Source organism: Vibrio sp. Vb0598 (genome assembly GCF_033338935.1).
Classification (GTDB): domain Bacteria; phylum Pseudomonadota; class Gammaproteobacteria; order Enterobacterales; family Vibrionaceae; genus Vibrio; species Vibrio alginolyticus.
Map to the genome: position 1 here is coordinate 1 of NZ_JAWOTP010000008.1, position 12,426 is coordinate 12,426.

Sequence of the window (12,426 nt, forward strand, 5' to 3'; positions counted from 1 at the left end):
GGACGGATTCGAACCATCGAAGGCAGTGCCGGCAGATTTACAGTCTGCTCCCTTTGGCCACTCGGGAACCCCTCCAGAGGATTTTTATACTTAGTAAGATGTTTTCCCAACTCATCTCCCAAGTGCGGAGCGAATCATAGCAAACTCGCTCAGGCTGTAAAGCGTTTTTCTTACGTTTTTACGTTGAATGCTGTCTTTTTGGGCAAAGATGGTAGAAAGTCAGCGTTTTGTTTGTCCTTTGAACAGAAGAGAGGCGCGCTTTTTACTTGAATTTACACTACTTGACGTTAAACACCGTATCTACTGATAAACTGTAAGCAGTTTAATGACATAAGTTTATTCGTTTAGAAGTCAATATCATGAGCATGAAAGCCACGTTATCGTTATCTGTTTTAACGCTTTCTATATTACTGAGTTCTCCATCGGTTTCCGCTGCGATGCGAGGAGGCTCAGCGGTTACCGTTGTGACTGAACAAGTAGAAACGCACGAGATCAATCAATCCTTAACTCTTATCGGCAAATTAAAGGCAGCGGAGTCTGTGGTTGTCGCATCGGAAGTCGCCGGCAAAGTGAATCAAATCGCTGTTAAAGCGAATCAAAATGTCCAGCAAGACCAGCTATTAATTAAGTTAGATGACGATAAGGCTCAAGCCGCTTTGATTGAGGCAAAGGCGTATCTAAAAGATGAACAGCGTAAGTTAAAAGAGTTCCAACGTTTGGTTAAGCGGAATGCGATTACTCAAACTGAAATCGATGCACAAAAAGCCAGTGTTGAAATAGCACAAGCGAGGCTTGATGCTGCTCAAGCCAATTTAGCTGATCTCCATATTACTGCCCCATTTTCTGGCACTGTTGGTTTTATCGATTTTAGCCGCGGCAAAATGGTCAGTGCGGGTACTGAACTTTTGACGTTGGATGATCTTTCCGTCATGGAACTGGATTTACAAGTACCGGAGCGCTATTTATCGATGCTTTCTATTGGTATGGAAGTCATCGCTAAAACCAGTGCATGGGGTAGCCAGATCTTTACTGGTCAAGTCACAGGTATTGATACGCGTATCAGCGCCGAAACACTGAATCTTCGCGTGCGTATTGAGTTTGATAACCCAGAAAATCAATTGAAGCCGGGCATGTTGATGAACGCTTCACTAGCATTTCCTGCTATTAAGGCGCCAATCATTCCTGTTCAAGCGCTTGAATACTCCGGAACTAAACGTTTTGTATATGTAATTGATGAAAACAACAAAGCTACTCGTCAAGAAGTGTCGCTAGGTGCTCGTGTTGGTAACGAGGTGGTGATCGAATCTGGTGTTGAGATTGGTGACAAGATTGTGGTTCAAGGCATTGTTAACATGCGTGATGGTGTCGAAGTGAAAGAAATTGTCGCGCCACTAAAAGCGAACACCACGGATGTGACACGCAATGACAGTGAATCGGATGAGGAAGAAAACTAATGTTACTGTCCGACGTTTCAGTTAAACGCCCTGTCGCGGCGTTGGTTCTGAGCATGCTGTTGTGTGTGTTTGGCTTTGTGTCATTCACCAAATTAGCCGTTCGTGAAATGCCTGATATAGAAAGCCCAGTCGTTTCTATCAGTACGCGTTATGAGGGTGCATCGGCGACTATTATTGAAAGCCAAATTACCTCCGTTTTGGAAGACCAGCTTTCTGGGATCAGTGGAGTTGATGAAATTAGCTCCACTACTCGTAACAGCATGTCGCGTATCACGATCACGTTTGAGTTAGGTTACGATCTCAACACAGGTGTGAGCGACGTGCGTGATGCCGTAGCTCGTGCTCAGCGCTCGCTACCTGATGAAGCGGATGACCCTATTGTTTATAAGAACAATGGCTCGGGAGAGGCGTCGCTCTACATCAATCTCAGTTCTGCAGAGATGGACCGTACTCAATTAACCGATTATGCCGAACGTGTATTGATGGACCGCTTTAGCCTGATCTCTGGGGTTAGCTCCATTGATCTCTCCGGTGGTTTGTACAAGGTCATGTACGTGAAGCTTAAGCCAGAACTAATGGCTGGACGTTCAGTTACAGCTTCGGACATTACATCAGCTTTACGAAGTGAGAACCTAGAAAGCCCAGGTGGTGAAGTTCGCAACGACTCAACAGTAATGTCCGTGCGTACGGCTCGTACTTATAACACGCCTGAAGATTTTCAATATCTTGTCATTAAACGCGCAAGCGACAATACACCTATCTATTTAAAAGATGTAGCAGATGTCTTCATTGGTGCAGAAAACGAAAACTCAACCTTCAAAAGTGATGGTGTAGTAAACATCAGTCTTGGTGTGGTACCGCAGTCAGACGCAAACCCGTTAGAAGTAGCGAAGCTGGTTAGGTCTGAAGTCGATAACATCCAGAAGTTCTTACCAGAAGGTACACGTCTTGCGATAGATTACGACGCGACAGTGTTTATCGAGCGTTCAATCGAAGAGGTGTACAGCACGCTATTTATCACGGGCGGCTTGGTGATTTTGGTATTGTACATTTTCATCGGCCAAGCTCGTGCAACCTTAATTCCTGCGGTTACGGTACCTGTTTCTCTGATTTCTTCGTTCATTGCCGCGTACTACTTTGGGTTTTCTATCAACTTGATCACCTTGATGGCGTTGATATTATCGATTGGTTTGGTGGTGGATGACGCAATTGTGGTTGTAGAGAATATCTTCCACCATATTGAACGCGGTGAATCGCCATTACTCGCCGCATATAAAGGCACAAGAGAGGTTGGTTTTGCTGTTATAGCAACAACATTAGTGCTGGTGATGGTGTTCTTACCGATCTCCTTTATGGATGGCATGGTAGGTCTACTATTTACAGAGTTTTCTGTATTGCTGGCTATGTCGGTCATATTCTCCTCTTTGATTGCCCTGACGCTGACTCCTGTATTAGGTAGTCAGATTTTGAAAGCGAATGTAAAACCAAATCGATTCAATGAAGCGGTTGATCGCTTGTTTAGCAAGCTTGAGAGTGGCTATCGCGCATTATTGAAAGGTGCATTGAAAGTACGTTGGGCTGCTCCGCTGGTGATTCTAGCTTGTTTGGGCGGTAGCTATTTCTTGATGAATCAGGTACCGGCCCAGCTGACCCCACAAGAAGATCGCGGTGTGATATTCGCGTTTGTGCGCGGTGCAGATGCTACGTCGTACAATCGTATGTCAGCCAATATGGATATTGTCGAAGACCGATTGATGCCATTACTAGGGCAAGGTTATCTGAAGTCATTCAGTATCCAAACGCCAGCGTTTGGTGGCCAGGCAGGAGACCAGACAGGCTTTGTGATCATGATTCTAGAAGATTGGAACGAACGTGATATCACGGCTCAGCAAGCCCTTAACAAAGTACGGAAAGAATTGGCGGGTATCCCAGATGTTCGAGTGTTCCCATTTATGCCAGGTTTCCAAGGTGGTTCGAGTGAGCCAGTTCAGTTCGTATTAGGCGGCTCTGATTACGATGAGCTCGTTGTTTGGGCTGAAATGCTAAAGAACAAAGCAGAAGAATCACCAATGATGGAAGGAGCAGAGATAGATTACTCGGAAAAAACGCCTGAGTTATTGGTTACAGTTGACCGACAGCGTGCCGCAGAGCTAGGAGTCAGTGTTAAAGACATTTCTGACACCCTAGAAATCATGCTCGGTGGTAAAAGCGAAACGACTTATGTTGAGCGTGGCGAAGAGTACGATGTGTATCTTCGCGGTGATGAAAATAGCTTTAATAATGCTGCAGATTTAAGTCAGATTTATCTGCGCACGAATAGCGGTCAGCTAGTGACGTTAGATGCGGTCACAAAAATTGAAGAAGTGGCGGCCTCTATTCGTCTTTCTCACTACAACAAACAGAAGTCCATTACTATTACTGCCAACCTGTCGGAAGGTTATACATTAGGAGATGCGCTGAATTACCTAGACCAGGAAGCCATCGACAACTTACCGGGTGACATTTCGGTGAGTTATTCGGGGGAGTCGAAAGACTTTAAAGAGAACCAAGCGAGTGTTGCTGTTGTGTTTGCATTGGCACTACTAGTGGCGTATCTCGTGTTGGCGGCTCAGTTTGAAAGCTTCGTAAACCCGTTAGTGGTCATGTTTACGGTGCCGATGGGTGTATTTGGTGGCTTCCTTGGTTTGGTTATTATGGGCCAAGGTATGAACATTTATAGCCAGATTGGCATGATCATGTTGATTGGTATGGTGACGAAAAACGGTATTTTGATCGTAGAATTTGCCAATCAGTTACGTGATCGTGGCGTTGGGTTTGAAAAAGCGATCATTGATGCAGCTGCGCGACGTCTACGTCCAATCTTGATGACTGCGTTTACCACACTTGCTGGCGCAATTCCGTTGATCGTATCGACAGGGGCGGGTTATGAGAGCCGTATTGCCGTGGGTACGGTTATCTTTTTCGGGATGGGGTTTGCGACATTGGTGACCCTGTTTGTTATCCCGGCAATGTACCGATTGATTTCGGCGAAAACACAAGCACCAGGTCATGTAGAAGCAGAGTTAAACAAAGCAATTAGCCATGATACGAAGGGCCGTGTTGCCCACCCCTAGCAGTAGCACGTAAAGCTTTGATTGAAAACGCCGGGCAATTTTTGTTCGGTGTTTTTTTATATAGATAGTGATTACTTATAGATTTAATGATTATTTTTGTTTATTATTTCGCCACTTCTTCGAGGGGCACAGGACTCGCTCATCGTTTTGACTGAATGTTGGGTCTTGTTAGGTTTAATGCTAGGAAAGCAGCCTATGCCTATTATTATTGAGGTGTTTCCTTGAAAAAAGTACGTGGTAGTTACATGGTCGAAATGGTTTTAGTTGCAGGTGTTATGGCGTTGCTAGCAACTACCGCACTTCCAACGTTGACGAATGCATTAAAAGATCGTCAAGATGGTATTTTGCATTCTCTCGATGCTGGTCAACCAAGCAACCATGTGAACAAAGAGGCAACAGAAACGTTCTCTGTTCAATAAGTGACGACATACTATAGAATCTAAAAGAAGCCGAGGTAAAACACTCGGCTTCTTTGTTTTTCAATTATGGAAACTTGGTGCTACCTAATGTTAGAAGCGTTTCCCTAGGCTGATTTGTACACCTTCGTAGCTGTCGTAAAAATCTTCAAAACCCATATCCGCGACATTATAAATGTACTCTGCGCGTAACCAGATATCTTTGCTCATATCCCAATGGACACCAGCACCGATGTTGAATAGTGCACCTGAATCATCTGTGACTTTTTGTTCGTTTGGAACATACATTTCAGCTTGAGTGCCAAGCGCAGTTACGCGACCAAACAGTGATAGTGGCGTATCGCCTAAGTTATCACTTGTTACAACAGCAGACATACCTGCTTGGTAATAGTGAAGATCTAAGTCAGTTTTTAGAGCATCGTTCTTAAGTTCATTTTGTGAATAGCGCAGAACCCCTTCAAACGCGAGGTATTGGTTTACATGGTAACCCCAGCCAACGGTGATATGTGGTGTTGACCACTCATTGTCTCTATCCGAGCCGAAGTACGGTGTATCAAAACCAACGTTACCAGTACCCAGATAAAAATAAGATTGATGAACTTGTTCTTGAGCAGCTAAAGTTGGCACGCTAATGGTCAAGGCAGACAATAATAGAATGGCGTTTTTCATAACTAGACGATAACCTTGGTAAAAGACCGTTGTAATGATTTGTTTAAATGTTAATTTAATCAATAGGATGGATGGTAATTATCATATCAGCTTTTATCAAAGGTAGTGATTTTAGAATGGGAATTGTTGCGCTAAAGCATACTTCTTACTCATGACTACCGACTAACTAGATATGGTGACGAAAGCTAGTTAAATAAGAGAGAAGGAAAGGAAAGTGGCTGAATTCAAATACAAAAACTTGACTCAAGAAGAACAAGATAAGTTAGACGCGGCGACATTTCGCCGTTTATTGGCGCATTTAGATGCTAACAAAGACGTACAAAACATCGACCTGATGATCCTTGCGGGCTTCTGTCGCAACTGCTTTAGCAAATGGTATAAATCTGAGGCTGAAAATCTCGGTTTGGATTTAGATATTGATGACGCTCGCGAACGTGTTTACGGCATGACTTACGATGAATGGAAACAAAATCATCAACCAGCGGCAACGCCAGAACAATTGGCTGCGTTTGAAGCGCGCCAGAAAAAGTAAAGCCCAGCGATAAAAACAGCCCGCATGAAGTTGGGCTGTTTTTAAAGTCCAGTTTGCACGTTAAGCGTTAGTTGAGCCGCAACAAGCTGGCTCAACGCAACCTTTTGCTTGAATGACTTCGAGTTGAGCTAAGTAAGGTTGAATATCGCCGATGTTCTCTTTTACCCATGTTAAGTCATAATACGTATCTAGGTAACGCTCTCCAGAATCACATAGAAGCGTCACGATAGAACCCTTCTCACCGCGTTGTTTCATCTCACAAGCCAATTGCAGCACACCGTAAAGATTGGTGCCTGTTGATGCGCCGACTTTACGCCCAATCAGCTGAGATACCCAATGGGCAGTTGCCACACTGGCTGCGTCTGGAATTTTGCGCATTTCATCAATGACACCAGCAATAAAGCTTGGTTCGACACGTGGTCGCCCGATACCTTCAATTTTGCTGCCAGTATCGCCTTTCAATGAGTGATTTCCTGACTGGAAAGCATCGTAAAACACTGAGTTTTCAGGGTCTACCACGCAAAGCTTAGTGTCGTATTTTTGGTAACGAATAAAACGGCCAATGGTTGCTGATGTGCCGCCTGTTCCAGGACTCATCACTACCCAGCTAGGAATCGGGTGATCTTCTAACTCCATTTGGCTAAAGATAGAGTTCGCGATGTTGTTGTTACCGCGCCAGTCAGTAGCGCGTTCAGCATAAGTAAACTGGTCCATGTAGTGACCATTTAGCTCTTGAGCCAAGCGTCGAGACTCGTCATAAATCTGATCTGATCGTTCAACAAGGTGCGCTTTACCACCGTAAAATTCAATTTGTTCGATCTTTTTACGTGCAGTGGTTTTCGGCATGACGGCAATGAACGGTAAGCCAAGTAAACGCGCAAAATACGCTTCCGAAATGGCAGTGCTGCCTGAGGACGCCTCGATTACAGTGGTTTCAGGACCAATCCATCCATTACAGATAGCATAAAGAAACAATGAGCGCGCCAATCGATGCTTAAGAGAGCCTGTAGGGTGCGTACTCTCATCTTTTAGATAGATATCGATACCATCAAGAGAAGGTAGTTCGAGTTTAAATAAGTGAGTATCAGCAGAACGTTGGAAGTCTGCTTCAATTTTACGCACTGCATTGTTGATCCAATTGTGGTCAGTACACATGGCGTCTCTCCTTGGGAAATCGATAGATAAGTATTAGATAGGGATAATTTATCTAAAATTTTCGAGAAAAACTTTGCTATTGTTACTCTTAATAAAGATTTTTGTAGAAAAAATTTCTACATTTTATGGGTTTTATAGAAATGAGTTTAGATCGAATAGATAAGCAGCTGCTTGCTTTACTACAAACCGACAGCACCTTGTCATTAAATGACGTGGCTGAGCGAGTCAATCTTACTACAACACCATGCTGGAAGCGCTTGAAAAGGTTGGAAGAAGAGGGCTACATCGAAAAACGCGTGGCGTTGTTAAGTGCAGAAAAGCTCGAGCTATCTTTCATTGCATTTGTTCAGTTAAAAACGATTGATCATTCCGAAGGTTGGTATCACCATTTTGTTACAACTGTGAGTGACTTTCCTGAGGTAATGGAGTTTTATCGTATGGCTGGCGAGTATGACTACATGATGAAAGTACTAGTCAAAGATATGAAGTGTTTTGACGAATTCTATAAGCGGTTAGTTAATAGTGTAAAAGGGCTATCTAATGTGACTTCAACATTTGCTATGGAGTCCATTAAATACACAACAGAGTTACCAATCCTAAAATAACTCGCCCTATAAGAATTCTATCTAATGTTAATTCTACCTTTTAGTATTTTAAATGTTAAAAGGTAGTTTGATTATGCTTTTAAAACTATTTCCTACCAGATTTTTATAAATATAAACGATATTTATTCTCTCTTCTATTTTTCATTAACCATTTGTTTTTACAGTCCATTAATCCTATACATCATAATGAAAGAAAAAATAACGCAATTTTTTCTCTTTCTTTTTCATGTTTTATTTTATTGAATATTGATTTTTACTAAATTAATGGAAGAGTTTGATTTAAACGTTTGCTTTTTGTGTTTTCATGTAATTTGGTCGCTATTTTTGAGTATTTGTTTTTAGGATTAATACAGTAGCAATTACTTAAGTAATAAAGTACTCAAAAATGGGGATAGTGATTAATAAAACATCGTATTATTATCGCCCCATCTTGTATGTAACAAAGTATTACTAAAAATGAACAGAAATTACTATTTGCTTTTTCTCGCAGCTTTACTCGCTGGCTGTGGCGGTGGGGGAGACTCTAAGCCGAACAATACGAAGACACCAACTACGGTAACAAAGCAGAACCGTCCGCAATTAAAAGTGGAAGACACGGTGTTGAAGTTTGAAGGAGTGGGAACGGTTACTGAAGCAAAACTGAGCAATGTACATGGGTCGGTATCTTACCAAGTCATTGACTCTAATCCGCCAAATGTCGTGAAAATTAATGACTCAGGAATACTACAAATTCTGCGCCCAGGAACGGCGACGATTCTTGCTACAGATAGTAGCTCTGCTTATGAATCTTCTGAAGCAAGATTTTCTGTCACTGTAGAGCGAGGCATCAATACTGAACTTTCAGTGAGTGATCTGAATTTCAATGCGATTGAGTCAGAAGGAAAAGCGTTGATCGTCCGTGGCCAAAAAGGCGAACTGAGTTATGAGGTAGAAAGTGGTCATAACTTGATTCGTGTTGATGAGAACGGTTCGGTATATTCATTAGGTTCAGTTGGTCAGGCATCGGTGCTGATTACTGATTCAGGTAACGACTTTTACTTGCCGAAACAAGTTCGCGCTACGGTTAAGCTGCATGCAGTAGCTCCGGGGCAATTACAGTTCGCTTTGCTTGAAGACGAGTATCGAGAAGGGTTGACGTTAGAACCAGTGCGTCTAGATAAAGCTCAAACGCAACGTATTTCTTACAAAATTATAAATAGCGTACCAGACAGCAAGGTGGCCGAGTTGCTAGACCCTGAAACGGGTTTACTTCTTGTTCATAATGTTGGTCGATTAACGGTTGAAGCGACTGCAACTTACAGCGACGCGTTTCTGGATAAACAGCAAACAGCGCAATTTTTTGTGGATGTAAAACAAGGCAAGCGTCAAGAAATCAGGGCAGCGGATATCGTCACAACTTATGAGGAAGGTGGACGAATTTTCCCTAAGGTGACGAACGCCTACGGTGACTATGAGCTGAGAATCATTCGTGGTGAAGACGTTGTCGCTAAAACTGAAAATGGTGAAGCATTACTGATCAAAGGTGTTGGTGCTGCTGAAGTGGAAATTTACGAGCATGACATGCGTAATTATCCTGCAAGCAAAACTCGCTTTGATCTTGAAGTTAATCGCGCGCCTCATCCCGTTATAAAAGACATTGAAATGCCGCTTACCTATCAACCAAATCTTTCAATCCCTCTGGCGTTTAAAGGGCAAAAAGGTAACGTAAATCTAGTTAGCAGCTTACCTAATGGCTTACGAATGACTGACGGCAAGTTGGAGGTAGTGACTGCGGGTGAGTACGACCTTAAGTTTGAAGACGATGGTGGGGAGTTCTACCAACCTATTCAATTTAATGTCGTCATTAAAGTTGCAAAGGCTGAAGGCCAACCCATGGCAACGCACGATTATGACGTTGTATACAGCAACAAATACAGTTTTGATCTTCATCGTGATTTTGGTTTGAGTGCTGACGAGCAAATTGAGATTGTAGATAACACCGCACCAGATGTTGTCGGTGGTTTTAGTGAAGGACGTCTCCATGTGTATAAAGCGGGTAAAGCGACGCTAACTGTGCGCAGAAAAGAGAGCGCGAATTATACTGTTGGTCCTGATCAAAAAGTCTACGTGACAATTTTGAGTGCGCCGAGCCGAATTGAAGTTCAATCCGATGTGGAAGAGATTTGGAAGGTTGGCCAAACATTTGTTGCGCCGAAAATCTCTGGTACGGTTGGGGAAGTTACGTACCGATTTGCAGACAACGCAGCAACAGATGTAGTTTCCTTAAACAGCCAAACGGGTGCCATGCAAATTCTTAACGCGGGTAGCACAAAAATTATTGTTTCGGATGCGGGGGACGACAAAGTGGATCCGGGTGAAAGTAGCTTCTCGGTCACGATTAAACAAGGCACAAACCCTGTATCGGTTACTTACCCAACGGTAGAATTCTCCGCTGGTAGTGTTATCTCACCAGTGATGAGTGGTGGGACTGCGAAGGCAAGTTACCGTCTTATTAACCAAAAAGATCCTGTGGTCGAGCTAGTTTCCCCTGATACGGGGCGTTTGAAGATTTTGCACGCAGGCGAGTACCAAGTAGAGGTTACTCTTACTGGACGCAACTACAAAGCTAAAACAATCGTCGTAAATGGCACTATTAACAAAGCGAATCACCCTGGTTTAAGTGCTTCTACAATGAAGGTGGAATTTGAACCATTTAAAAAGGTTAAGCTAGACTTTGGTACACCAATAGGAAACCGCAGCTATCAAATATCCAGCTCAACAATTAAAGGAGTCGCTTCATTAGATGTTGATAAGGAAGAGCTGACGTTACTTGACCTCCCGCCAGTAAAAAGACGTTGGATTTCTCTCGACGTTTCTGAAGGAGAATCTCGAGATTACAAAGCGTTGGAAAGTAAGAAAGTCCAGCTGTATCTAAGCTTTGCAGATGAAGGTGTTGCGGATCAATATACATTGCTTGAAACTGAACAAACAGTATTGTTTAGCACGCTAAATGCACGTGAGTTTTCTAACTTAGAAGAAAGTGAGTTTGGTTTGATGAACGTTCGTTCAGTGCGTGAGCCAACGGACGAAGAATTGAAACTATACGGCAAAGGTAAGATTGCACTACTTGCATTCAAGCCGGTGGGTAACGATGACCAAACTCTAATAAAAGGAGCGTGGGTACACTTAGCTCGATTTGATGGATGTACATCAGAGCTGTTCGAAGATGATCTCAAGCCTTTTGAAGCAATTGACTATGATGACCCAGGGTACTGCACCAACGGCAGCACGATTCGTATGACTCGGTTCTTAGTAATTGATGACTCGAAGATGGAAAAGGTAGAGTATGAGTTAGTAGCACCTGTGATTACTTACCGTCGTGGGGTTCGTGAATTTTTAGCAACGAATAAAGGTGGATTCTATGCCGACCCAAATGTCATTTACGGGAAAGGCGAATATGGTTACCCGAAATCACTTTACGAATGGTCGGTTGTTAACATGAAGTATCAACCAAATTAATCATCGTTTGATACCCATTAAAAAAGGAGTGCGGAACAGCACTCCTTTTTTCGTGTAACGAACACGAGCTATTTCGTGTAGCGCATCACCCCTTCTTGCACGGCGGTCGCCACTAAGTGACCTTGCTGGTTGTATATTTCGCCTCGGACCAACCCACGAGTATTGCTCGCCGTTGGGCTCTCTATCGCATATAGAAGCCATTCATCCATCTTAAACGGACGATGGAACCAGATAGAGTGGTCAATGGTGGCCACTTGAAAGTTAGGCGTCATTAATGAGACTTCATGTGGATGCATTGCTGTCACAAGGAATCCCCAATCGGATGCGTAGGCCAGAAGGTACTGGTGAATTAGCTGATTCTCTGGCATTTCACCATTAGCACGAATCCAAAGGTACTGTTTGGGTTCTGCTTTTTTGGGCTTCAAAGGGTTGATAACCGTAACGGGGCGAGTTTCGATTGGCTTTTCCCCGCAAAATGTTTTGCGTAAGCGTTTGGGTAGAAATTCTGCAATATGGCTTGCGAGCTCACTCTCTGAGGCAAAGTTTTCTGGACCAGGGATATCTGGCATTTCTTTTTGATGATCAAACCCAGGTTGATCGCCATGGTAGGATGCGGTTAGGTAAAAAATAGGGCGTCCATTTTGAATTGCTTTTACGCGTCTAGTGCTAAAGCTACGGCCATCTCTCAGATTTTCTACATCATAAATAATAGGTTTTTCTGGATCGCCAGGGTACAAAAAATAGCTATGGAAGGAGTGTACCGTGCGTGTTTCTTCAACGGTGTAGCGCGCAGCAGAAAGCGCTTGCCCAATTACTTGACCGCCATAAACTTGAGGCAAACCTAGGTTTTCACTTTGGCCACGAAACAAGCCTTCTTCTAATTTTTCGAGTTGTAGTAGGCTGAGCAATTCTCGTAGTGGTTTACTCATTGTGTCTCCTCACCGTTGTCTTTCATTCCAAGTTACCTCAACAGCCTCACTCTTG

At 43.3% G+C, this 12,426-nt stretch carries 9 protein-coding genes and 1 tRNA gene; 6 read left to right on the forward strand and 4 right to left on the reverse strand.

What is annotated here, in order from left to right:
- Nucleotides 1-67, reverse strand: a tRNA-Tyr gene (locus tag R7Q38_RS10190).
- A 292-nt stretch (nt 68-359) separates the two neighbouring features.
- Between R7Q38_RS10190 and R7Q38_RS10195 the strand changes: the two genes are divergently transcribed.
- From R7Q38_RS10195 to R7Q38_RS10205, 3 genes are all read left to right on the forward strand, one after another.
- Nucleotides 360-1,454, forward strand: a complete 1,095-nt coding sequence (locus R7Q38_RS10195) for an efflux RND transporter periplasmic adaptor subunit (protein ID WP_154204730.1) — start codon at nt 360-362, stop codon at nt 1,452-1,454.
- On the forward strand, nt 1,454-4,567 hold the full coding sequence (vmeF, locus tag R7Q38_RS10200) for a multidrug efflux RND transporter permease subunit VmeF (RefSeq protein WP_005389957.1): 3,114 nt from the start codon (nt 1,454-1,456) through the stop codon (nt 4,565-4,567). The genes R7Q38_RS10195 and vmeF overlap by 1 nt, the downstream gene beginning before the upstream one ends.
- A 221-nt stretch (nt 4,568-4,788) precedes the next feature.
- Nucleotides 4,789-4,986: a type II secretion system protein gene (locus R7Q38_RS10205; protein ID WP_031781369.1), complete on the forward strand. Its 198-nt coding sequence runs from the start codon at nt 4,789-4,791 to the stop codon at nt 4,984-4,986.
- Between the two features lie 90 nt (nt 4,987-5,076).
- On the opposite strand, the gene R7Q38_RS10210 is transcribed toward R7Q38_RS10205, so the two are convergent.
- On the reverse strand, nt 5,077-5,652 hold the full coding sequence (locus R7Q38_RS10210) for a porin family protein (protein WP_239939159.1): 576 nt from the start codon (nt 5,650-5,652) through the stop codon (nt 5,077-5,079).
- A 214-nt stretch (nt 5,653-5,866) separates the two neighbouring features.
- On the opposite strand from R7Q38_RS10210, the gene R7Q38_RS10215 reads away from it, so the two are divergent.
- Nucleotides 5,867-6,184: a DUF1244 domain-containing protein gene (locus R7Q38_RS10215; RefSeq protein WP_005378586.1), complete on the forward strand. Its 318-nt coding sequence runs from the start codon at nt 5,867-5,869 to the stop codon at nt 6,182-6,184.
- Between the two features lie 60 nt (nt 6,185-6,244).
- Here the strand turns inward: R7Q38_RS10215 and R7Q38_RS10220 are convergent, their stop codons facing one another.
- A complete protein-coding gene (locus R7Q38_RS10220; protein ID WP_239939158.1) occupies nt 6,245-7,339 on the reverse strand; it encodes a PLP-dependent cysteine synthase family protein in 1,095 nt (364 codons plus the stop codon).
- A 140-nt stretch (nt 7,340-7,479) separates the two neighbouring features.
- Here R7Q38_RS10220 and R7Q38_RS10225 point away from each other — a divergent pair, with 140 nt between their 5' ends.
- Both R7Q38_RS10225 and R7Q38_RS10230 read left to right on the forward strand, forming a co-directional pair.
- Nucleotides 7,480-7,944 carry an Lrp/AsnC family transcriptional regulator gene (locus R7Q38_RS10225; protein WP_025998626.1) on the forward strand — a complete coding sequence of 155 codons (465 nt, stop codon included), beginning with the start codon at nt 7,480-7,482 and terminating at the stop codon, nt 7,942-7,944.
- Between the two features lie 456 nt (nt 7,945-8,400).
- The gene (locus R7Q38_RS10230; RefSeq protein WP_239939229.1) at nt 8,401-11,442 is read left to right on the forward strand and encodes a cadherin repeat domain-containing protein; all 3,042 of its coding nucleotides are present in this window, start codon (nt 8,401-8,403) and stop codon (nt 11,440-11,442) included.
- A 68-nt stretch (nt 11,443-11,510) separates the two neighbouring features.
- Here R7Q38_RS10230 and tesB read toward each other — a convergent pair whose 3' ends face one another.
- Nucleotides 11,511-12,371 carry an acyl-CoA thioesterase II gene (gene tesB / locus R7Q38_RS10235; protein ID WP_005378575.1) on the reverse strand — a complete coding sequence of 287 codons (861 nt, stop codon included), beginning with the start codon at nt 12,369-12,371 and terminating at the stop codon, nt 11,511-11,513.
- Nucleotides 12,372-12,426 lie beyond the last annotated feature (55 nt).